The organism is Streptomyces sp. NPDC005483 (assembly GCF_040606035.1).
Taxonomy (GTDB): Bacteria; Actinomycetota; Actinomycetes; order Streptomycetales; family Streptomycetaceae; genus Streptomyces.
In genome coordinates this window covers 1-22,489 of sequence record NZ_JBEXEA010000027.1, presented here as the reverse complement: position 1 = coordinate 22,489, position 22,489 = coordinate 1, and the positions used below count along the sequence as shown (strand labels likewise).

18 protein-coding genes and 1 riboswitch are annotated in these 22,489 nt (G+C 71.9%); of the genes, 6 read left to right on the top strand and 12 right to left on the bottom strand.

All coding sequences use genetic code 11. From position 1 onward, the window contains the following. Position 1 precedes the first annotated feature (1 nt). From cobI to ABZT06_RS37070, 10 genes are all read right to left on the bottom strand, one after another. A complete protein-coding gene (gene cobI / locus ABZT06_RS37115; protein ID WP_355751496.1) occupies positions 2 to 754 on the bottom strand; it encodes a precorrin-2 C(20)-methyltransferase in 753 nt (250 codons plus the stop codon). Then, complete coding sequence (locus tag ABZT06_RS37110; protein WP_355751494.1) at positions 751 to 2,316, bottom strand: cobyrinate a,c-diamide synthase; 1,566 nt, start codon at positions 2,314 to 2,316, stop codon at positions 751 to 753. Before ABZT06_RS37110 ends, cobI begins: the two co-directional genes overlap by 4 nt. After that, positions 2,316 to 2,915 carry a cob(I)yrinic acid a,c-diamide adenosyltransferase gene (gene cobO / locus ABZT06_RS37105; protein ID WP_031044008.1) on the bottom strand — a complete coding sequence of 200 codons (600 nt, stop codon included), beginning with the start codon at positions 2,913 to 2,915 and terminating at the stop codon, positions 2,316 to 2,318. Before cobO ends, ABZT06_RS37110 begins: the two co-directional genes overlap by 1 nt. Beyond that, positions 2,915 to 4,942 (bottom strand): putative cobaltochelatase, encoded by a 2,028-nt coding sequence (locus tag ABZT06_RS37100; RefSeq protein WP_355751492.1) that lies wholly within the window; start codon positions 4,940 to 4,942, stop codon positions 2,915 to 2,917. The genes cobO and ABZT06_RS37100 overlap by 1 nt, the downstream gene beginning before the upstream one ends. After that, complete coding sequence (gene cobN / locus ABZT06_RS37095; RefSeq protein WP_355751490.1) at positions 4,939 to 8,595, bottom strand: cobaltochelatase subunit CobN; 3,657 nt, start codon at positions 8,593 to 8,595, stop codon at positions 4,939 to 4,941. The genes ABZT06_RS37100 and cobN overlap by 4 nt, the downstream gene beginning before the upstream one ends. Continuing rightward, positions 8,592 to 10,085 carry a cobyric acid synthase gene (locus ABZT06_RS37090; protein WP_355751488.1) on the bottom strand — a complete coding sequence of 498 codons (1,494 nt, stop codon included), beginning with the start codon at positions 10,083 to 10,085 and terminating at the stop codon, positions 8,592 to 8,594. The genes cobN and ABZT06_RS37090 overlap by 4 nt, the downstream gene beginning before the upstream one ends. Next, positions 10,082 to 11,023, bottom strand: coding sequence for a cobalamin biosynthesis protein (locus tag ABZT06_RS37085; RefSeq protein WP_355751486.1), 942 nt, complete (start codon positions 11,021 to 11,023; stop codon positions 10,082 to 10,084). The genes ABZT06_RS37090 and ABZT06_RS37085 overlap by 4 nt, the downstream gene beginning before the upstream one ends. A gap of 97 nt (positions 11,024 to 11,120) precedes the next feature. Beyond that, a riboswitch (cobalamin riboswitch) is annotated at positions 11,121 to 11,264 on the bottom strand. A 129-nt stretch (positions 11,265 to 11,393) separates the two neighbouring features. Beyond that, on the bottom strand, positions 11,394 to 11,615 hold the full coding sequence (locus ABZT06_RS37080) for a hypothetical protein (RefSeq protein ID WP_355751484.1): 222 nt from the start codon (positions 11,613 to 11,615) through the stop codon (positions 11,394 to 11,396). A 26-nt stretch (positions 11,616 to 11,641) separates the two neighbouring features. Continuing rightward, the gene (locus ABZT06_RS37075; RefSeq protein WP_355751483.1) at positions 11,642 to 12,880 is read right to left on the bottom strand and encodes an inorganic phosphate transporter; all 1,239 of its coding nucleotides are present in this window, start codon (positions 12,878 to 12,880) and stop codon (positions 11,642 to 11,644) included. Positions 12,881 to 13,033: 153 nt separating this feature from the next. After that, entirely contained in the window at positions 13,034 to 13,783 is a 750-nt protein-coding gene (locus ABZT06_RS37070) for a lysozyme (RefSeq protein ID WP_355751481.1), read from the bottom strand. A 194-nt stretch (positions 13,784 to 13,977) separates the two neighbouring features. Here ABZT06_RS37070 and ABZT06_RS37065 point away from each other — a divergent pair, with 194 nt between their 5' ends. The 3 genes from ABZT06_RS37065 to ABZT06_RS37055 all read left to right on the top strand — a co-directional run bounded on the left by ABZT06_RS37065 (position 13,978) and on the right by ABZT06_RS37055 (position 17,691). Continuing rightward, positions 13,978 to 14,691: a class II aldolase/adducin family protein gene (locus ABZT06_RS37065; protein WP_355751479.1), complete on the top strand. Its 714-nt coding sequence runs from the start codon at positions 13,978 to 13,980 to the stop codon at positions 14,689 to 14,691. A gap of 269 nt (positions 14,692 to 14,960) precedes the next feature. Further along, complete coding sequence (locus ABZT06_RS37060; RefSeq protein ID WP_355751477.1) at positions 14,961 to 16,136, top strand: alpha/beta fold hydrolase; 1,176 nt, start codon at positions 14,961 to 14,963, stop codon at positions 16,134 to 16,136. Between the two features lie 157 nt (positions 16,137 to 16,293). Further along, positions 16,294 to 17,691, top strand: coding sequence for a hypothetical protein (locus ABZT06_RS37055; protein WP_355751475.1), 1,398 nt, complete (start codon positions 16,294 to 16,296; stop codon positions 17,689 to 17,691). 1 nt (position 17,692) lies between these two features. On the opposite strand, the gene ABZT06_RS37050 is transcribed toward ABZT06_RS37055, so the two are convergent. Together ABZT06_RS37050 and ABZT06_RS37045 are read right to left on the bottom strand one after the other, a co-directional pair. Beyond that, a complete protein-coding gene (locus tag ABZT06_RS37050) occupies positions 17,693 to 18,106 on the bottom strand; it encodes a VOC family protein (protein ID WP_355751473.1) in 414 nt (137 codons plus the stop codon). A gap of 96 nt (positions 18,107 to 18,202) precedes the next feature. Continuing rightward, entirely contained in the window at positions 18,203 to 19,093 is an 891-nt protein-coding gene (locus ABZT06_RS37045) for a neutral zinc metallopeptidase (RefSeq protein ID WP_355751471.1), read from the bottom strand. A gap of 196 nt (positions 19,094 to 19,289) precedes the next feature. Here ABZT06_RS37045 and ABZT06_RS37040 point away from each other — a divergent pair, with 196 nt between their 5' ends. The 3 genes from ABZT06_RS37040 to ABZT06_RS37030 all read left to right on the top strand — a co-directional run bounded on the left by ABZT06_RS37040 (position 19,290) and on the right by ABZT06_RS37030 (position 22,399). Further along, on the top strand, positions 19,290 to 20,888 hold the full coding sequence (locus ABZT06_RS37040; RefSeq protein WP_355751469.1) for an ABC-F family ATP-binding cassette domain-containing protein: 1,599 nt from the start codon (positions 19,290 to 19,292) through the stop codon (positions 20,886 to 20,888). Between the two features lie 352 nt (positions 20,889 to 21,240). Continuing rightward, entirely contained in the window at positions 21,241 to 21,462 is a 222-nt protein-coding gene (locus tag ABZT06_RS37035; protein ID WP_004002281.1) for a helix-turn-helix domain-containing protein, read from the top strand. Between the two features lie 130 nt (positions 21,463 to 21,592). Further along, the gene (locus ABZT06_RS37030) at positions 21,593 to 22,399 is read left to right on the top strand and encodes an enoyl-CoA hydratase/isomerase family protein (RefSeq protein WP_355751651.1); all 807 of its coding nucleotides are present in this window, start codon (positions 21,593 to 21,595) and stop codon (positions 22,397 to 22,399) included. Positions 22,400 to 22,489 lie beyond the last annotated feature (90 nt).

Here is a 22,489-nt window from a genome sequence, read left to right as displayed (position 1 = left end):
GTCACAACTTGCCACCCCGGGTGCCGTCCCGCCGGGCGGGCGCGATGAGGGTGGAGAGATACGGCAGGGGAGCCCCGTCGAGCTCGGCCGCCGACCGGATGGACTCGCCGTCCAGTCCCAGCGCCGATCCCCATACGGCGTCCTCGATCCGCCCGGTCTCCCGGAGCGCCTCGGCCACCTCCCCGGCCTGCCGCCCGAACTTGTAGGCGACGACGGTGCCGGGCCCGTTGAGCGCGTCCTTGAGCACGGCGGAACCGGCGGTGACGGGCACCAGGGTCAGCGGCTCGGTGCCCTCGGTCAGCACCGCCCCCGACCTCGCCGCGAGGTCCTGCATGGCGGTGATCCCGGGCACGGTCTCGACGACCACGTCCGGCACGAGTTCGCCGATGGTGTGGGCGAGATAGGTGAAGGTGGAGTAGACGTTGGGGTCGCCGATGGTCGCGAAGGCGACGGAGCCGCTCGAGCGAAGCAGCTCGGCGACCCGCTCCCCGGCTGCGTCCCAGGCGGCCTCGCGCCGGGCGTGGTCACTGCGCTCGTTGAGGGCGAAGACGACCCGGACGACCTTCTCCTGCGGTACGTAATGCAGAACGGTCGCTTCGGCCCGTCCCCGCTCCCCGCCGTCCTTTCCGTCAGGCGCAGCCATGACGGGCACGACGACCACGTCGGCGGCGCGCAGGGCGTTGACACCCTTGACGGTCACCAGCTCCGGATCCCCAGGCCCGACCCCGACCCCGATCAACCTGCTGCTGCTCATGACGTCCGGCACCTCTCCACGAACCGACGGGCGACACCGGGCTCCGAGGCCCAGTGCGTGTGCAGATAACTCGCGTGCACACCACGCTGTACGAAACCTTCGAGCCGCCGCCGGGGCACCCGCACACCCCAGGCCGCGGCGTCCCCGGCCCCCGGCTCCACCACGGTCCGGTGGAACTCGTGCCCCCGCATCCGCGTCCCGGCGACGGCCAGCGAACTGTCACTGACGGCGACGGCGTCCCGGTACCCGAGGACGAGCTTCTCCTCCATCCGCGCCGAGGCGTCGAGCACCCCGCACATGGGCTGTCCGTCGAGCTCCCGGCACAGGTACAGCAGCCCGGCACACTCGGCGGCGACGGGAGCACCGGTCTCCGCGAGAGCGGCGACGGCCTTCCGCAACGGTTCGTTGGCGGACAGCTCAGCGGCGTACACCTCGGGAAACCCGCCGCCGATGACCAACCCGTTTGTCCCGTCCGGCAGTTGCTCGTCGCGCAAGGGGTCGAAGACGATGACCTCGGCACCGGCGGCCGCGAGCAGCTCGGCGTGCTCGGCATAGGAGAACGTGAAGGCGGGCCCACCGGCGACGGCGACTCGTACCGGCCCGTCGGAAGTCGGGTGCGGCTGAATGGGGGCTTGTCGCGCCCACGCGGCGGTAGCCGCAGATTCAACGCAGCCCCGCGCCCCTGGGTGGGTGACCTGAGCCGAATCCAGCCCTTCCGGCGTTCGCGCCGATTCAGCCCCTCCGGCGTTTGAGGAGCGGGGGTCCGGGGGCGGAGCCCCTGGGGAGGGGACGGGTAGGAGCGGCGGGGGCGAAGAAGCCAGGACCTCAGCCGCGTCCCACACCGCACAGGACAACGCACCGGCACCCCGAGCGAGTGCCATCAGCCCCTCAAGATCGCACCCGGCACGCACCTGCTCCGCCATCGCCGCGACGGAGTCGACCGCATCCGCCCGCCGCTCCGCGACCGGCACCAACCCCAGATGCCGAGAAGGCGTGTCCACCTGAGCCACCCGCCGCAGCACCCCGAACACCGGCACCCCGGCCGACTCCAACGCCTCCCGCAGAAGCTCCTCATGCCGGTCGGACGCGACCTTGTTGAGGATCACGCCCCCCACCCGCACCTCGGGATCCCACGACGCGAACCCGTGCACCAGAGCGGCCACCGACCGTGACTGCGACGAGGCGTCGACGACCAGCACCACCGGCGCCCGCAGCAACTTCGCCACATGAGCCGTGGAGGCCAGCTCCCCTTCCCCCGCGGCCCCGTCGAACATCCCCATCACCCCCTCGACGACGGCGATGTCACACCCCCGTGCCCCGTGCAGGAACAGCGGAGCCACCAGCTCCGGCCCGCACAGGTACGCGTCGAGGTTCCGCCCCACCCGCCCGCTCGCGAGCGCGTGATACCCGGGATCGATGTAGTCGGGGCCCACCTTGTGCGGGGACACGGCAAGCCCCCGGGCGGCGAACGCGGCCATCAACCCCGTGGCGACGGTGGTCTTCCCGCTGCCGGAGGACGGCGCGGCGATGACCAGCCGGGGGACGGAAACGGATGAGGACATCACCACTCGATACCCCGCTGCCCCTTCTGCCCGGCGTCCATGGGGTGCTTCACCTTGGACATGTCGGTCACGAGATCGGCGAAGTCGACGAGCTTCTCGGGCGCGTTCCGCCCGGTGATCACCACATGCTGGGTCCCGGGCCGCTCCCGCAGCACATCAAGGACCTCGTCCGTGTCGACCCACCCCCAGTGCATCGGATAGGCGAACTCGTCGAGCACATACAGCTTGTACGTCTCTGCGGCCAGATCCCGCTTGACCTGCTCCCAGCCCTCCCGGGCCTTCTCCTCGTTGTCCATCTGGGCGTCCCGCTGCACCCAGGACCAGCCCTCACCCATCTTGTGCCAGTCGACGGACCCGCCCTCCCCGGACGCCCCCAGCACCCGCAGCGCGTTCTCCTCGCCGACCTTCCACTTCGCCGACTTGACGAACTGGAACACCCCGATGGGCCACCCCTGGTTCCAGGCCCGCAGCGCGAGCCCGAACGCCGCGGTGGACTTCCCCTTCCCGATCCCGGTGTGCACGACGACCAACGGCCGGTTCCGTCGCTGTCGCGTCGTCAGCCCGTCTTCCGGCACCACACTCGGCTGTCCCTGAGGCATTACGCGGCCCTCCTCTGTACGTCCTTCACGAGCCCTGCGATCGAGTCGGCCCGCAACTCGTCCAGCGTCACCGCGGTACCGCCCAGTTCACCGGCGAGCTGCCCGGCCAGCCCCAGCCGCACGGGCCCGGACTCACAGTCCACGACGACGGAGGCGACCCCCTCCGCGGCGAACAGCCGAGCCGCCCGCCCCGCGAGCGCGACCGGCTCGGGACCACCGGTGGCCCGCCCATCCGTCACCACGACGACCAGCGCCCGCCGCGCGGGATCGCGCAGCCGCTCCACCCGCAGCACCTCGTGGGCCCGCAGCAATCCGGCCGCGAGCGGGGTACGCCCACCGGTCGGCAGCGTCTCCAGCCGGGCCGCCGCGGCATCCACGGACGACGTCGGCGGCAACGCGACCTCCGCCGCCGACCCCCGGAACGTCACCAGTCCCACCTTGTCCCGCCGCTGATACGCGTCGAGGAGCAGCGACAGCACGGCCCCCTTCACCGCGCTCATCCGCTGCCGCGCCGCCATCGACCCCGAGGCGTCGACGACGAACAGCACGAGGTTGCCCTCGCGCCCCTCCCGCGTCGCCTGCCGCAGATCGTCCCGCCGGACCACGAGACCGCGCCCGGACCGCCCTCGCGCCCGCTGATGCGGGGCGGCCGCCTGCACGGTGGCCGCCAAGTGCAGCTTGGTCAGGGCCCCTTGGGGCCGCCGGGCCCCGGTCGTCCGCCCGTGCTCGGTCCGCGCCCGCGACCGTCGCCCGGCAGCGCCGTCCCCGAGCCCGGGCACGCTGAGCATCTTGGTGCGGAAGGGCTCGGCAGCCCGTGCGGCGGACTGTTCCCCGGCACCGGCACCGGCACCGGACGCCTGCGGCTCACCACCGTCCCCGGCCTCCGGCTGCGCACCGGAACCCCCGTCGGTCTGCGGCCCGTCGGAGGACGGCGGCTGCCCGCCACCCCCACCGGGCCCGTCCGGGTCCGGCTCGTCGTCATCACCGGAGTCACCCGCGTCACCGGAGTCACCGGACCCGCTGAACTCCTCCAGCGTCTCGTCGAGCTTGTCCTCGTCGAGCCCCGGCGCGTCAAAGGGATTACGGCGCCTGCGGTGCGGCAGCGCCAGCAGCGCGGCCTGCCGCACGTCCTCCGCGAGCACATCGGTCCGCCCGGCCCACGCGGCCAGCGCGGTCGCCGTACGCGCCATCACGATGTCGGCCCGCATGCCGTCCACCTCGAACGCGGCACAGGTCGCCGCGATCTGCCGGAGCGCCCCGTCGCCCAGCCGCACCGACGGCAGCAACTCCCGTGCGGCGACGATCCGTTGCCGTACGGCAGCCTCCTCGTCCGACCAGCGCGCCGCGAACCCGGTGGGATCGTCGTCGTAGGCGAGCCGCCGCCGCACGACCTCCACCCGCTGGTCCGGCTCCCGCGAGGCAGCGACCTCGACGGTCAGCCCGAACCGGTCGAGCAACTGCGGCCGCAGCTCGCCCTCTTCGGGATTCATGGTGCCGACCAGCAGGAACTTCGACGCGTGCCGTACGGAGACGCCCTCGCGCTCCACGTACGACGCCCCCATCGCGGCCGCGTCGAGGAGCAGGTCGACCAGGTGGTCGTGGAGGAGGTTGACCTCGTCGACGTAGAGGATGCCCCGGTGCGCGTCGGCGAGGAGGCCCGGCTCGAAGGCCTTCACTCCCTCCGCGAGCGCCCGCTCGATGTCCAGGGCGCCGACGAGCCGGTCCTCGGAGGCGCCGACGGGGAGTTCGACCATGCGCGAGGGGCGCATACCGCCGTTGCCTGGCTCGTGCGGTCCGTCCGGGCAGGACGGGTCCGGCGCGGCGGGGTCACAGGAGAAACGGCAGCCGGGGACGACCGCGACCTCGGGCAGCAGCGCCGAAAGCGCGCGCACCGCCGTCGACTTGGCGGTGCCCTTCTCGCCGCGCACCAGCACGCCGCCGACCGCCGGCGACACGGCGTTCAGCAGCAGCGCGAGCCGCAGGTCGTCCTGGCCGACGACGGCCGTGAACGGAAACGGGGTACTCACTTCTCGTCACCCTCCAAGTCGCCCTCGAGCTCCAGGTACGTGGCCCGCAGCCGCTCCAGCGTGTCCGCGTCCGGCTCGGCCCACAGTCCACGGTCGGCGGCCTCCAGGAGCCGTTCCGTGATGCCCCGCAGCGCCCAGGGGTTGGACTTCTTCATGAAGTCCCGGTTCTCCGCGTCGAAGACGTACTCGGCGCTGAGCTTCTCGTACATCCAGTCGTCGACCACGCCCGCCGTGGCGTCGTAGCCGAAGAGGTAGTCGACGGTCGCCGCCATCTCGAAGGCGCCCTTGTAGCCGTGCCGCCGCATGGCCGCCATCCAGCGCGGGTTGACCACCCGGGCCCGGAAGACCCGGTGGGTCTCCTCGCCGAGCGTGCGTGTCCTCACCTGGTCCGGCGTGGCCGAATCGCCCACGTACGCCTCGGGGTTGGCGCCCGTGAGGTGACGCACCATGGCGACCATGCCGCCGTGGTACTGGAAGTAGTCGTCGGCGTCGACCAGGTCGTGCTCGCGGGTGTCGACGTTCTTCGCGGCGACGTTGATCCGCTTGAACGCGGTCTCCATGTCCCCGCGCGCCGCCCGCCCGTCGAGTCCGCGCCCGTAGGCGTAGCCGCCCCACACCGCGTACACCTCGGCGAGGTCGGCGTCCGAGCGCCAGTTGCGGGCGTCGATCAGGGGCAGCAGCCCGGCGCCGTACGCCCCCGGCTTGGACCCGAAGATCCGGGCTGTCGCGCGCCGCCGGTCACCGTGCTCGACGGTGTCCTCGTCGGCGTGGGCGCGCACATAGTTGGAGGAGGCGGGTTCGTCCAGCTCGGCCACCGTGCGCACGGCGTCGTCGATCAGCCCGACCACGTGCGGGAACGCGTCCCGGAAGAACCCGGAGATGCGGACGGTCACGTCGATGCGCGGCCGCCCGAGCTCCTCCAGGCCGATCACCTCGAAGCCGGTGACCCGGCGCGAGGCCTCGTCCCACACCGGACGGCAGCCCAGCAGCGCCAGGATCTCGGCGATGTCGTCACCCTGCGTGCGCATCGCGGACGTGCCCCAGACCGTGAGGCCCACGGACTTCGGATACTCGCCGGTGTCGGCCAGGTAGCGCTGGATCAGCGAGTCGGCGAGCGACTGTCCGACCTCCCAACTGAGCCTGGACGGGATGGCCTTGGGATCGACCGAGTAGAAGTTCCGGCCGGTCGGCAGGACGTTGACGAGACCACGGGTCGGGGAGCCGGAGGGCCCGGCCGGGACGTACCCGCCGTCCAGGGCCTTGAGGATGTGCCCGATCTCGTCGGTGGTGCGGGCCAGCCGGGGCACCACCTCGGTGCAGGCGAACTCCAACACCGCTACGGCCTCGGGGAGTTCGGTGCCGAGCACGTCACGGACGAGACCCGGGACGGCCGCCGCGTCCCAGGACACGGCCTCCATGCCCTCCGCGACCCGCCGGCACAGCTGCTCCAGCAGATCGATCGCGTCGGCGGCCGAACGGGAGGGGCCCTCGACGAGGTCGGACAGCTCCACCGGAACCTTCACCGGCGCCCCCGGCTCCGCCAGCAACTCCTTCTCGACCAGCCCGAAATGGGTGGCGAAGGAGGCCCGCAGCCCCGGCAGGGCGTTCGCCTGCCCGCCCCACACCTGCGAGGCGCGCAGCACGGCCAGCACCAGATTGACGCGGGCCTCGTCGACCGGACCGCCGCCGAGGATGTGCAGCCCGTCCCGGATCTGCACGTCCTTGATCTCGCAGAGATAACCGTCGATGTGCATGACGAACTCGTCGAACGCCGCGTCGTCCGGCTGCTCGTCGACATGCAGGTCGTGGTGGAGCTCGGCCGCCTTGACCAGCGTCCAGATCTGCGCGCGGACGGCCGGGGCCTTGGTCGGGTCCAGGTCGGACACGAGCGCGTACTCGTCGAGCAGCTGCTCCAGCTTGGCGAGGTCGCCGTAGGTGTCGGCCCGCGCCATCGGCGGTACCAGGTGGTCGACGACGGTCGCGTGCCCGCGTCGCTTGGCCTGGGTGCCCTCGCCGGGGTCGTTGACGATGAAGGGGTAGATCAGCGGCAGCTCACCGAGCACCGCGTCCGGAGCACACCCCCCGCTCAGACCGAGGCCCTTGCCCGGCAGCCACTCCATCGTGCCGTGCTTGCCCATGTGGACGATCGCGTCGGCGCCGAAAGAGTTCTCCAGCCACCGGTACGCGGCCATGTAGTGGTGCGACGGCGGCATGTCCGGGTCGTGGTAGATCGCGATCGGGTTCTCCCCGAAGCCGCGCGGCGGCTGGATCATCACGACGACGTTCCCGAACTGGAGGGAGGCCAGCACGACGTCGTCCCCGTCGACGTACAGCGAGCCCGGCGGCTCACCCCACGCGTCCAGCATGGACTGCCGGAGCTCCGGGTCCAGCCTGTCGAACCACGCCCGGTAGTCGGCGAGCGGTACCCGCGCGGGGGCGGAGGCGAGCTGGTCCTCGGTGAGCCACTCGACGTCGTGCCCGCCGGCCTCGATCAGCCGGTGGATCAACTCGTCGCCGCCGGACGGGTATTCGGTGAGCGAGTACCCGGCGTCCCTGAGCGCGTCCAGTACCTGGATCGCCGAGGCGGGCGTGTCCAGGCCCACCGCGTTGCCGACCCGCGAGTGCTTGGTCGGATACGCGGTGAAGACCAGCGCCAGCTTCTTCTCCGCGTTCGGCTTGTGCCGCAACGTCGCGTGCCGTACGGCGATCCCGGCGACCCGCGCGGCCCGCTCCGGGTCGGCCACGTACACCGGGACGTCGTCGGGGCCCTGCTCCTTGAAGGAGAACGGCACGGTGATCAGCCGCCCGTCGAACTCCGGGATCGCGACCTGCATGGCCGCGTCCATGGGGGACAGGGCCGCGTCGGACTCGTCCCAGGCCGCCCTGGACGTCGTCAGGCACAGTCCTTGCAGCACGGGCACGTCGAGGTCGGCCAGCGCCCCGATGTCCCAGGCCTCGTCGTCTCCGCCGGCCGAGGCCTGCGAGGCGTGGGTGCCGCCGGCGGCGAGGACGGTGGCGACTAGGGAGTCGGCCCCGGAAAGGATCTCGTAGAGCCCGGCGTCGGCTCCGCGCAGTGAACCGCAGTACACGGGAAGGGCGTTGGCGCCCTTCGCCTCGATCGCCTCGCACAGGGTGTCCACGAAGCCGGTGTTGCCGCTCAGTTCATGGGCCCGGTAGAAGAGCACGCCGACGGTGGGACGGCCGCTCTCCCGCGCGTACGAGCCGTGGACGCCGTACTCCGGCATCTTCCGCGGCTCGGTGAACCCCTCACCGGTCAGCAGCACGGTGTCGGACAGGAACCGGGCGAGCTCCTCCAGGTTCGCGGGCCCGCCCTCGACGAGGTACCTGAGCGCCTCGGCCACGACACCGGCCGGCACGGACGACTCGGCCATCAACTCGGCGTCCGGCACGGACTCTCCGCCGAGCAGGACGGTCGGGATGCCGGACGCCTTCAGCGCGGCGAGCCCGTCCTCCCAGGCCCGCTTGCCGCCGAGCAGCCGTACGACGGCGATGTCCGCGCCCTCGATCAGCGCCGGCAGCTCCTGCCCGACGTCGACCCGGGTCGGGTTACCGATCCGGTACGAGGCGCCGGCAGCGGCCCGGGCCGCCAACAGGTCCGTGTCGGCGGTCGACAACAACAACACTGTGCTCATGCGGGCGCTCCCGGTGGAATGAAAGGCAGTCCTTGCGGCGCGCCGGACTCGATGAGCCGCCACAGCGCGTCCGTGTCCGCGTGCTGTTCGATCAGGTCGCCGAGCCGGTCGAGCTGCTCCTCGCGCAGCCCGGCGAACGAGGTGTCGGGGGCCGGTACGAACCGGCGGCCCGCGGCGGCCGCCACCTCCCGCAGGAAGGCCCGCCGGAAGCCGTCCGACTCCAGCGAGCCGTGCCAGTGCGTGCCCCAGGTCTGGCCGACGCGACAGCCGTCGAGGAAAGGTTCTCCCGAGGTCACCGAGGCGACCCCGTGATGGATCTCGTACCCCTCGACACGTTCGCCGAGGGCTTCACCCACCGGCCGGGTGAGGGTCTTCTCCCGCGCGAACCGCACGCGGACGGGAAGGATGCCGAGGCCGTCGACGTGTCCCTGCCGACTCTCGATCTCGTCCTCGATGTGCTCGCCGAGGATCTGGAAGCCGCCGCAGATGCCGAGCACCGGACGCCCTTCCGCGGCCCTTCGGACGAGGTCGTGGGCGAGCCCGCGCTCGTGCAACCAGTCCAGCGCGCGGACGGTCCCCCGGGTCCCCGGAACGACGACGAGGTCGGCGTCGGCCAGTTCCTCCGGCCGGTCCACGAACCGCACCACGACACCGGGTTCGGCGGCGAGCGCGTCGACATCGGTGAAGTTCGACATGAGCGGAACCGCGCACACGGCCACCCGCAGCACGTCCTCGCCCACCGGGGCGGAGGCCCGGGAGTTCCGGACCCCCATCCCGTCCTCCTCGTCGATCCCGAGCCCGTGCCGGAAGGGCAGAACGCCGTAGGTGTGCCGCCCGGTGAGACCGTGGAGCATGTCCAGCCCCGGCTCCAGCAGCGAGACGTCCCCCCGGAACTTGTTGACGAGGAATCCGGCGACGAGCGCCTGATCCTCGGGGCTGAGCAGCGCCACGGTCCCGAAGAAGGAGGCGAAGACGCCCCCGCGATCGATGTCGCCCACGACCAGCACGGGCAGCTCGGCGTTGCGGGCGATCCCCATGTTGACGATGTCGGTACGCCGCAGGTTGATCTCGGCCGGGCTCCCGGCCCCCTCACAGATCACCGCGTCATACGTGCCCCGCAACTCGGCGAGACAGTCGAGCACGGTCCCGAGAAGCTGCTGCTGCCGCCCCCCGTGATACCCCCGGGCGCTCAGCTCACCGACCGGCTTCCCGAGCAGCACGACCTGGCTGCTCTGTTCGCCACCGGGCTTGAGCAGCACGGGATTCATCAGCGCGGTCGGCTCGATGCGGCAGGCCTGCGCCTGCATGGCCTGGGCCCGCCCGATCTCGGCGCCCTCGCGCGTGACGAACGAGTTGAGGGACATGTTCTGCGCCTTGAACGGCGCGACCCTCACCCCCTGCCGCACCAGCCACCGGCAGATCCCCGCGGTGACGACACTCTTGCCGGCGTCGGAGGTGGTACCGGCGACGAGAAGACCCCCGCCTCTCATGCCCGACGCCCCTTCACGAAGGTCCGCGCGGCGACACCGGCGCCGAGCGCGAGCAGCCCGACGCGCCGCGAGAGCCGTGCGGCGCGCTCGATGTCGTACGTGGCGACGGCACGCCCCCGTTGATTCAGCGTCGGCCGGTTCTCCACCCGCCCCGCGTACGAGAGGGTCCCCCCGAGCCGGACGCCCAGCGCCCCCGCGAACGCGGCCTCGACAGGCCCGGCGTTGGGACTCGGATGCTTGCGCGCGTCCTCCCCCCAGGCCCGCACGGCACCGCGGGGACTGTCACCGGCGACGGCGGCGAGCAGGGCGGTCAGCCGCGCCCCCGGCCATCCGGCGAGGTCGTCGAGCCGCGCCGAGGCCCACCCGAAACGCCGATAGCGGGGCGACTTGTGCCCCACCATGGCGTCCAGGGTGTTCACGGCCCGGAACCCGAGCAGCCCCGGCACCCCGCCGACGGCCCCCCACACGAGCGCTCCCACGACGGCGTCGGAGGTGTTCTCGGCGACGGACTCCACGACGGCCCGGGCGATCCCGTCGGCATCGAGAGCCTGAGGATCCCGCCCGCACAGATGAGGCAGCCGGGCGCGGGCCGCCTCGATGTCCCCGGTCTCCAGCGCCCGCCCGATGACCCGGGCCTCCCGCACGAGTGAAGTCCCGCCCACGACGGCCCAGGTGGCGGCGCCGGCGAGCACGACGGAGGCGGCACGGGAGGGACGTACGACCTTCTCGGCGACGGCGCCCAGCGCCACCGCACTCCCCACGCACACGGCGGTGTGCAGCGCGCCCCACCCCCGGTGGTCCCGCCACAGCACCCGCTCCACGGCCCCGGCGGCCCGCCCGAACGCGGCGACCGGGTGCCCGCGACGTGGGTCACCGAGCAGCAGGTCACCGAGAAGGCCGGCGGCGGCGCCGTACGCGAAAACGCGATCGGCACGCATCGGGTCAGCCGATCGCGGGGTCGTTCAAGTGCCGGGTACTGCTGGTCGATCGGCAGGCGAGCATCGCGTCATGTCCTCACTCAGGGTGTCCACGCCCTGGTTCGACGAGTCCGGCGGCGAGAGTTCCTGGCTCCCGGGGCTACCTACCCCGGTGACAGTGGCGGGACCGCGCCGGATTCGCACCGGCTTCCTCTTCTGCCGCCGTATATGGCTCCGGCAGTCCACCACGGGCCTTCGAGACCCGTCAACTTGCTGTTGACCTGCGGCGGGGGAGTGTGCAGAACCCCACACCGCCGGTCATGGAAGACGGCCGGGCGGGCACGGAACCCGAAGTTCCGTGCCCGCCCGGCCGTCGAGTGACGGGGTGCCGTCAGGCCACGATCAGATAGATCCCGTACGCCACCGCCGCCGCGCACGCCGCGAAGCAGGCGTAGGCGCCGGTGACGGCGAGGCCGGCCGAGTCGCCCTGGGCGGTGGCCCGTTCCTGGCGGGACAGGCCCATGATGCCGAGGGTGAACAGGGCCACGAGGCCCACGGTGACGACGAGGCTGACGCCGAAGACGGAGCCGAGTGCTTCCCAGTCGATCTTCATGGTGAGGCTTCCTTAGTACTGCGGGTTCAGACGGCGGCCGGCGGGGCGGCCGGTTCCGTCGTGGCGGGCGGGGCCGGGATCGTGGCGATGAGGTCCTCGGCCACGGGGCCCGCGGGCGGCGGGATCACGGCGGCGATGGCCGTGGTCACCACGCCGGCCGGCTCGTCGGTGTGGTTGACGTTCGACGCGTCCACGACCTCGCGCCGCGAGAGCTTCCAGATCGCCGCGCTGGAGGCGACGAGGAAGACCGCCACGACCGCCGTACCCCAGTCGCCGAGGTCCGTGACGGTCTCGGCCAGTGCGCCCACCAGGGCCGCTGCCGGCAGGGTGAGACCCCAGGCGACGAGCATGCGGGTCGCCGTCGACCAGCGGACCACCCCGCCCTTGCGGCCGAGACCCGCGCCCATCACCGAACCGGAGACGGCGTGCGTGGTGGACAGGGAGAAGCCGAGGTGGGACGAGGCCAGGATGACCGTGGCCGCGCTGGTCTGGGCGGCGAAGCCCTGCTGCGGCTGGAGGTCGGTCAGGCCCTTGCCCATGGTGCGGATGATGCGCCAGCCGCCGAGGTAGGTGCCGAGCGCGATGGCGAGACCCGCGGAGAGGATGACCCAGGTGGGCGGGTCGGAGTCGGGGGCGACGGCGCCGCCGGCGACCAGGGCGAGGGTGATGATGCCCATCGTCTTCTGCGCGTCGTTGGTGCCGTGGGCCAGCGAGACCAGGCCGGCCGAGGCGATCTGACCGGTGCGGTAGCCCTTCGCGGCCGCCTTGCCGTCGGCCTTCTTGCCCAGGGTGTACGAGAGGCGGGTGGCCAGCATGGCGGCGACGCCCGCGACGATGGGCGCCGCGACCGCCGGGATGAGGACCTTGGTGACGAGCGCGTCGCCGTGCACCGCGCCCGTGCCCGCCGAGGCGATGGTGGCGCCGATCAGGCCGCCCATGAGGGCGTGCGAGGAACTGGAGGGCAGGCCCACCAGCCAGGTCAGCAGGTTCCAGAGGATCGCGCCGACCAGGGCGGCGAAGATGACCTCGGGACGGATGCCGGTCTCGTCGACGAGACCCTTGGAGATCGTGTTGGCGACCTCCACCGAGAGGAAGGCGCCCACAAGGTTCAGCACGGCGGACATGGCCACCGCGACCTTGGGCTTGAGCGCACCGGTCGAGATGGTGGTGGCCATCGCGTTGGCGGTGTCGTGAAAACCGTTCGTGAAATCGAACGCGAGTGCGGTGACGACCACAATCGCGAGGATCAGCGAGAAGTTTTCCATTTACCCAGGCAATCGTTCGAGGTCATTGGCACGTTGAACGTAAGTAACCTGGATGAACGGAAGGTGAACTGGGGCAGGCCGCACGGTGACCGGAAACTACGGCTATTGCTCTGCCGGACCTCAAGGCTCCCGTGCGCCCCGTGCGTCCCACGGCTATGACCCGGCGGCGAACCTCTTCAACTGACGCGCCGACCCGTTGAAGAGATTTTGGTCACCCGGCAGGCTGCCGCTGTTGTCGTACTGCCAGAGCGTCCAGTACGACCATCCGCCGGGCAGCGCTCCCGCGTCCGCCGAGTTGTAGCGGGCCACCCACAGCGCGTGGTCGGAGGCGAAGGCGCCGCTGCCGCCCGTGCAGGCGTTCCACCAGTGGGCAGTCGTGTAGATCACCGGACGCCGACCGGTGAGCCGCTTCACCTCGTCGCTGAACGACCTGATCCAGTCGACCAGCTGCGCTTTGCTCCTGCTGTAACACCTGTGCTTCTTGTCGTACGGGTTGTACTCGATGTCGAGCGCGGGCGGCAGGGTCCAGCCGTCCGCGGACCAGGCGCCGCCGTTGCGCACGAAGTACGCGGCCTGCGCCTTGCCCGACGACTTGTCCGGCAGGGCGAAGTGGTACGCCCCGCGGGTGATGCCCGCGTCGCGCGCGCCGTCGTACTGCTGGTCGAAGTGTGGATTGCGGTAGTTCGTGGACTCGGTCGCCTTGACGTAGACGAACGTGGCGCCCTTGGCCCTGGCCTTCGGCCAGTCGACGTCCTTCTGGTGCGAAGAGACGTCGTGGCCCTTCGGCAGGCCCGCCGCCGAGGCGGGTGTCCCGGCGAGTGCCGTGCCCCCCACGACGAGCGCGGCCACGGTCATGGCCAGGGCGCGGGTTCGGTGACGGGCAGCCTTGCGATCACGGGCCATGTGTCCCCCCGGAATGGCGTCGTGCACGACAAAGCCCAGAGATTACTGGAAGATCATCGGATTACGGTCGGTCTCCGGCCAAGACGCACGAGAGGGGCGCATATACATAAATGCGCCCTTTCGAAGCGCCGGGTCGCGCCCCGAAACGCCCCGCCTCCGCGACGGCCCGGCACCCCGGCTGGCAGGATCGCCGCATGGCTGAGGAACGGCGGGATCCGAGGGACGCAAGGGGTACCGGGGGCGGCACGCGGGAGGTGCGTGCCGAGGAGGCGGACGCCTGGGGCGAGTTGGTCGGCATCGCCCGCCGGACGGTCACCGAGGGACTGGTCGTCGGCACCTCCGGGAACGTCTCGGTGCGTGTGGGCGACACGGTCCTGGTCACCCCGTCGGGTGTGCCCTACGACCGGCTCACCCCGGACGACGTGACGGGCGTCGACCTGGAGGGCCGTCAGGTCCTCGGCACCCTCGTACCGACGAGCGAACTCCCCATGCACCTCGCCGTATACCGCGACACGGGCGCGGGTGCGATAGTCCACACCCACGCGGTGCACGCCACGGCCGTCTCCACGCTCGTGCCCGAACTCCCGGCGATCCACTACATGAGCGGCGCCCTCGGCGGTGCCGTCCGGGTCGCCCCCTACGCCACCTACGGCACCGACGAGTTGGCCGCGAACATGCTCCAGGCCCTCACCGGCCGCTCCGCCTGCCTCCTCCAGAACCACGGCACGATCGCCTACGGCGGCACCCTCGCCCAGGCCTACGACCGGACGGCCCAACTGGAATGGATGTGCCACCTCTGGCTCACGGCCCGCGCGGTACCGGGCCTGACCCCCCATCTCCTGACGGAGGAGCAGGTGGCCGAGGCGGGGGAGCGGTTGCGGGGGTATGGGCAGTCGCGCCGGGCTTGAGCGGGGCGCGTGTGGGGGTGCCGGGTTCGGCCGTCCGGCGACCGCGGGCCGGCGGGGGCCGGTCGCGCAGTTCCCCGCGCCCCTGGGGGGTGCGGCCACCCCGTGCCACCCCGTCCCACCCACCGAACCCGCACAGGCCGCCGCAGGCATCAGGGGCGCGGGGAACTGCGCATAAGACGCCCGCCCCCACCGGGCCCGCGGTCGCCCGACGAGCTGAGGCGGCCCCGGCCCACTGGCCCCAGACCGAGTCCGCCAGCACACTGAAAGACGTGCGCACTGTTAAAACGACGGCCGCCGCCGTCACCGCAGCCCTCGCCGCCGGCGCGGCCGGAATCGTCGCCGGGAGGATCGCCAGCGACGCCGGACTGAAGGCACCCCCGGGCCGCCCGCTGCCCGGCGAACCCCGGCTCACCGTCCACTCCACCGCCGCCGGCCGCATTGCCCTCACCCGTGACCTCGCCGCCCTCCGGCCCGGCACCTACGGCCTCGCAGGTGACGCCTCCCACGCCGTCGTCGGTGACGTCCTCACCGCGGAACCGCATTCCGCCGACACCGTCGTCCGCCGCCTGGAACGCGTCACCCACGGCACCCTCGCGCCCGGCGACAAGGTCTGGCTCACCCCGAACGTCTACGTCGGCGACCCGAAGTCGGCTCTCGGCCTCGACCACACCGACGTCGACATCCCGGGCGAACTCGGTGCCCTGCCCGCGTGGTTCGTCCCCGGCGTGCGGGACACCTGGGTCATCGCGGTCCACGGTCTCGGCACGACCCGCGAACACGCCCTGAACATCATGGAGTTCCTGCACCGCCACCGCTTCCCGGTCCTCGCCCCCACCCACCGCGGCGACATCGGCGCCCCCCGCCCGCCGGACGGCCTGAACCACTTCGGCCAGACCGAGTGGCGCGACCTGGACGCGGCGATGCGCTACGCCGTCAGCAACGGCGCCCGCCAACTCGTGCTGCACGGCTGGTCCACCGGCGCCACCATGGCCCTGCGTGCCGCCGCCCGCTCGGGCCTGCGCGACCGCGTCAAGGGACTCGTCCTGGACTCCCCGGTGCTCAGCTGGGAGCTGACCCTGCGCGCCCTCGCCGCGGCCCGCCACACCCCCGGCGTCCTGCTCCCGCTCGCGGTGCGCGCCGCACAGGGACGCACCGGTCTGCCCAGCGACCACTCCGGCCTGTACGCCGACCGCAGCGTCCCCTACGACGACCACGGGGGCCGGACCGACGACATGGGCCCCGACCGGCCCCCGCCGCCGACCCTGATGCTCCACGGCCCGGACGACACAATCGCCCCCTGGCACCTCTCCCGCCGTCTCGCCGACGCCCACCCGGACCGGATCGCCCTGCACACGGTCCGTCAGGCCCCGCACGCGGCGATGTGGAACGCCGACCCGCGCGCCTACGAGGAGGCACTGCGCCGTTTCCTCACTCCCCTGATGTGACCTCCGCGCGCCCCGGTCCCACAGGTTCCGTTTAAGCCCGTACTACTGGCCTGATCTCGGCGTATGCCCCTCCGCGCGGCCCCGGCGCCGGCCCTGCCCGGCGCCCGCGGTGACATTCCGTTTGGGTTTTCGGACCGTCAACCGGAAGACTGCACCCGTGACGTCCCGTATCCCGCGCGACTCCAGGCTTCGACTCGTCCGCCCGCGACCCCTGGCCGCCGCCCCCTCAGCTGTGAACCAACGGCGCCCACGCCGCCCCGCGCCCCGCCCCCCGGAGGGCACACCGGCCCCCGCGGAACTGGCCAGAATGGCGCGCAGAGGTCTTGCCGACGCGGCCCGCGTCGCGCACTGGGCCGACGGCGCCCTGGGCCCCGGCAGGGACGGCACCGGCTCCGACGGCAACGGCACCCTCTCCGACGAGACAGCAGCCCGCGCGGCCCAGGACCTCGGCCTGCCCCCGGCTCAGGTCCGCGCCGACTGGGACACCGCCCGCCTCGCCGGCCTCGTCGAGGTGCACGGCGACAGCGCCCGCCCCGGCTGGCGGCTGCGCGCCTGGGACCGGGACGACAGTGCCGTACTGCGCGGCTGGGTCGCCCTCTTCGACGCCTGGTCGCTCGCGTTCCCGGAACCCACCGAGCGCGAGCCCGCCGCCGTCGCCGAGGTCGTCTCGGCCATGCCCCAGGTGCTCTCCTTCCTGCAGCTGTCCGCGGGCCCCGTCCCCGTCGAGCAGCTCCTGGACCTCCTGGAGCAGCGCGTCACCGAACTGCGCACCGAACGCTGCGAGATCCCCTACGGCCCCCAGCCGGAACCCGTGGCGGAGCCGGAGACGGCCGACGCCCCCCTCGCCCCCCTCCTCGACTGGGCCCTGCGCGCCCTCGCCTCCGTCGGCGCCCTGACCTACGGCGACGGCCAGGCCACCCTCACCCCGCTCGGCAACTGGGCGGTGTGGGTCAAGCTGGAGCAGATCTGCGTCGCCGCACAGAGCCCGGCCGGCAACATCGAGGTCGCCGCCGAGGAGATGCTGCGCGGCTGCGCCCAGCTGCGCCCCAACGCGGCCCGCGCCGAGTACCGCGCCTGGCTCGCCGCCCGTCCCGTCGGCAGTGCCGTCACCGACCTGCTCGGCGCCGCCCGCGGCGACGACGCCCTGCTGCGCGGTCTCGCCTTCGAGGCCCTGCGGGTGGTCGGCGCCCCGGCCGAGCCCGACGTGCGCTCCGTGGCCGACGAGCCCACCCTGCGGCCGTACGCCCTGCTGTGGCTGGCCGAGCACGACGGGATCGACCCGGAGGACGCCCACGAGGTGCTCACCCGTCAGGAGGCCACCTGGCTGTGGGTCGACACCGCGGCCGCCGTCGCCGACCACGGTGAGGCCCCGATGCTGGTGCGGCACCTGGAGTCCGCCCTCCAGCCGACCGTCCCCCAACTGCTCGACGAGGTACGGGCCGTGGGCCACCCGCGCACCGTGCAGGTCCTGGTCGCCCTCGCCGCCGCCCACCCCGACCCGGCCCTCGCCAAGGCCGTCCGCCGCGCCGCCTTCCAGGTGCACACCGGCGGGTGAGTCAGGGGCGGGTCTCCGGCGCGTACGTCCCGAAGCTCCACACATTGCCCTCGACGTCCCGGGCCATGTAGTCCCGGGAGCCGTAGTCCTGGTCCGTCGGGGGCATCAGGATCTCCGCGCCGTGCTCCACGGCGTGGCGGTGGTGCGCGTCGACGTCGTCCACGACCACGTACACTCCGGTCGGGCCCGCGTCCTTCATCAGCTTGTCGTAGGCGCTGCCGGTGCCCTTCGAACCGAGCATCACCGCGCCGTTGCCCTGCACCAGCTCGGCGTGGGCCACCAGGCCGTCCTCGCCCTCGTACACCGCGAGTTCGGTGAAGCCGAAGGCCTCCGTCAGCTGTCTGATCGCCGCCTTCGCGTCCGCGTACAGCAGTGCGGGGTAGATGCTCGGACGTCCACCACCGGTACCCGTCATGCCGATCACTCCCTTGTGACCAAAAAGCCGGACATCGATCCGTGGACCAGTCTCGCAGCGACCACTGACAACGGCCCTCGCACGAGGTCCGGGCCCTCACCGGAACGTGTCGCAGCGCTCCATCTCGCCGCTCCGGTACCCCTCCCGGAACCACTGCTGGCGCTGCGCGGCCGACCCGTGCGTCCACGACTCCGGCGTCACCCGCCCCTGGAACCGCTCCTGGATCCGGTCGTCGCCCACGGCCGCCGCCGCGTCCAGGCCGTCGGTGATGTCCGCGTCCGTGAGACTCGTGATCAGCGGGCGGCCCGTCGACTCGTCCTTCGTCGTGGTCGCGTGGCGTGCCCACACCCCGGCGTAGCAGTCGGCCTGGAGCTCCACCTTCACCGCGTTGCTGTCCGCGCCCGTGCGCCCGTCCTGCGACCGGCTCAGCGTGCCCATGAGGTCCTGCACGTGATGCCCGTACTCGTGCGCCACCACGTACGCCTGCGCGAACGGCCCGCCACTGGCCCCGAACTTCGACCGCAGCTCGTCGAAGAAGCCGAGGTCGAGATAGACCTTCCGGTCGCCCGGACAGTAGAACGGCCCGACCGCCGAGGTCGCCGACCCGCACGCCGTGCCGATCCGCTCACCGAACAGGATCGTGGAGGAGCGGGTGTAGGTGGCACCGCGCCGCTGGAACTCCTGGTCCCAGTAGTCCTGCACGCTGTTGACCACCGCCACCGTCCGGCAGTCGTCGCGCGTGTTCGCGTCCTGCCCGGTCCTGCAGCTCCGCTCGACCTCGGCGAGGCCGGAGGCCGTGGCCGCGGGCTGTCCGCCGCCGTCGGTGAGCCCGAGCTGGTCCGGGCCGACGCCGAGGAAGAGCCCGAGGAGCAGGACGATCAGCCCGCCGATGCCACCACCGATGGTCGCCTTCCCGCCCGGGATGCGGCTGCCGCGCACGTCCTGCACCTCGGAGGTGTCCAGCCTGGCGTCGTCGTCGAACTGCATGCGGACACCTCCGGGCGGGGGACGGCGACGGGACCGATCGGCTACCCGGAGGGAGACCAACCGAACACCCGAACCCAGAAAAAGTGCTTGCATGCCCCCGTTAGACTTGGCCCATGGCCATTCTCCTCGCGCATTAGACGGCGGGAACGCCTCAGCCGCCCACCCGTCAATCCCGAATCCGCCCTGGAGTCTGTCCGTGATCTCCGCCTCCGGTATCGAGCTGCGCGCCGGCGCCCGAGTCCTCATCGAGTCCGCCACCTTCCGAGTCGCCAAGGGCGACCGCATCGGCCTGGTCGGCCGCAACGGCGCGGGGAAGACCACCCTCACCAAGTGCCTGGCCGGTGAGGGCATCCCCGCCGCGGGCCAGATCACCCGCTCCGGCGAGGTCGGCTACCTCCCCCAGGACCCGCGCACCGGCGACCTCGACGTGCTCGCCCGCGACCGCATCCTCTCCGCGCGCGGCCTCGACATCCTGCTGAAGAAGATGCGTGACAACGAACAGCGCATCGCCAACGGCTCCGGCGCCACCCGCGAGAAGGCCCTGCGGCAGTACGAGCGCCAGGAGACGGAGTTCCTGACCAAGGGCGGGTACTCCGCCGAGGCCGAGGCCGCCACCATCGCCGCCGCGCTGAACCTCCCCGACCGGGTGCTGGGCCAGCCCCTGCACACCCTCTCCGGTGGTCAGCGCCGCCGTATCGAACTGGCCCGGATCCTGTTCTCCGACGCCGACACCCTGCTCCTCGACGAGCCCACCAACCACCTCGACGCCGACTCGATCATCTGGCTGCGGGACTACCTCAAGACCTACCGCGGCGGCTTCATCGTGATCTCCCACGACGTCGACCTGGTCGAGACGGTCGTCAACAAGGTGTTCTACCTGGACGCCAACCGCGCCCAGATCGACGTCTACAACATGGGCTGGAAGCTCTACCAGCAGCAGCGCGAGGCCGACGAGAAGCGCAGGAAGCGCGAGCGGCAGAACGCCGAGAAGAAGGCCGCCGCCCTGCACTCGCAGGCCGACAAGATGCGCGCCAAGGCCACCAAGACGGTCGCCGCGCAGAACATGGCCAAGCGCGCCGACAAGCTCCTCTCCGGCCTCGAAGCCGTGCGTCAGCAGGACAAGGTCGCCAAGCTGCGCTTCCCCGAGCCCGCGCCCTGCGGCAAGACCCCGCTGATGGCGGAGGGCCTGTCGAAGTCGTACGGCTCGCTGGAGATCTTCACCGACGTCGACCTGGCCATCGACAAGGGCTCCCGCGTGGTCATCCTGGGCCTCAACGGCGCGGGCAAGACCACCCTGCTGCGCCTGCTCGCCGGCACCGAGCAGCCGGACACGGGCGCGGTCGTGCCCGGCCACGGCCTCAAGCTCGGCTACTACGCCCAGGAGCACGAGACCCTCGACCCCGAGCGCACCGTCCTGGAGAACATGCGCTCGGCGGCGCCCGACCTCGACCTCGTAGAGGTGCGCAAGACGCTCGGCTCGTTCCTCTTCTCCGGCGACGACGTCGACAAGCCGGCCGGAGTCCTCTCCGGCGGTGAGAAGACCCGTCTCGCGCTCGCCACCCTGGTCGTCTCCTCGGCGAACGTCCTGCTCCTCGACGAGCCCACCAACAACCTCGACCCGGCCAGCCGCGAGGAGATCCTCGGCGCCCTGCGCACCTACAAGGGCGCGGTCGTCCTGGTCACCCACGACGAGGGCGCCGTCGAGGCGCTCCAGCCGGAGCGGATCATCCTGCTGCCGGACGGCGTCGAGGACCTGTGGGGCGCGGACTACGCGGATCTCGTGGCCCTCGCCTGACCGTCGGTGCCGCTTGATCGAATGCGTGATCAACGGCGTATGGATCATTCGGCCCACCGGTGATCCATCATCTGTGTGAGATCTCCTCGTACCGAGGTGTGTCCTACATCGATTTCACGGCCGAGTCCTTTATCGACAAGGGCTCGGCCGTCGTGCGTCTCTGACCTGGCCTTTCACAAAGGAACCCGTTCGGCGGTACGAACGCGCCCGGGTGGAATCACAGATTCCGCATGTGGGGGACCGCTCCTGTCGTCAAAACCATGTCTTACGGACCTTGCCGAATGGGTGGCCATGAACGCCCGGAGGGGTGATCATGAGAGAACCAGAGCGCACTTCCCATGAGGAGGACCGGGTGGCCGAGACTCTGAAGAAGGGCAGCCGGGTAACCGGCGCCGCGCGCGACAAGCTCGCGGCAGACCTGAAGAAGAAGTACGACTCCGGTGCGAGCATTCGGGCACTGGCCGAGGAAACCGGCCGCTCGTATGGCTTCGTACACCGGATGCTCAGCGAATCGGGCGTCACGCTTCGTGGGCGTGGCGGGGCGACGCGGGGCAAGAAGGCCGCGTCGTCCTGAGCCGGGCGGCCCATCGGCTTCGATGGTGGCCACCCGGTCGGTCGGACGACCGGCCGGGTGGTTACTGTGCAGTCACTTAGCATCGCAGCATCGCTCTGCTGACCGCACGCATCGGAGGCGCCCCATGGCTATGTCCAGCCAGGACGGCCAGGAATCAGTTCCCCTGCTCGACAGGGACGGCGTACGGCTCACCGTCGAGGACACCCTCGCCACGGTGACGCTGACCAACCCGGCCAAACGCAACGCCCAGAGCCCCGCTCTGTGGCGGGCGCTCGCCGAGGCGGGCCGGCTGCTGCCGGGCTCCGTTCGTGTGGTCGTGCTGCGCGGCGAGGGCAAGTCCTTCTCCGCCGGGCTCGACCGGCAGATGTTCACGCCCGAGGGGATCGAGGGCGAGCCGTCGTTCATCGAGCTCGCCCGCAGTGGTGACGCCGAAGTCGACGCCGCCATCGCCGGGTTCCAGGAGGGCTTCACCTGGTGGCGGCGCAGTGACGTCGTGTCCATCGCCGCCGTGCAGGGGCACGCCATCGGGGCGGGCTTCCAGCTGGCCCTCGCCTGTGACCTGCGCGTCGTCGCCGACGACGTGCAGTTCGCCATGCGCGAGACCAGCCTCGGCCTGGTCCCCGACCTCACCGGCACCCACCCCCTGGTGGGCCTCGTCGGATACGCCCGGGCGCTGGAGATCTGCGCCACCGGGCGCTTTGTCACGGCCGAGGAGGCCGTGAGCACCGGCCTCGCCAACGTCGCCGTACCCCTGGACCAGCTCGACGGCGCCGTGCGGGACCTGACGGCCGCCCTTCTGTCCGCCCCCCGCGACGCGGTCATCGAGACCAAGGCGCTGCTGCGCGGCGCCCAGGACCGCACCTACGACGAGCAGCGCGGCGCCGAGCGCGCGGCCCAGACCCGACGGCTGCGGGACCTCGCCGGAGTCGGCGACTAGGGCCTGTCCGGCGGATCATGCCGGCGTCGCGGGGCTGGGCACGCCCGTCTGCCGCGTTGTCGTCACTCGCCGACGCTCCGCGTCGACTCC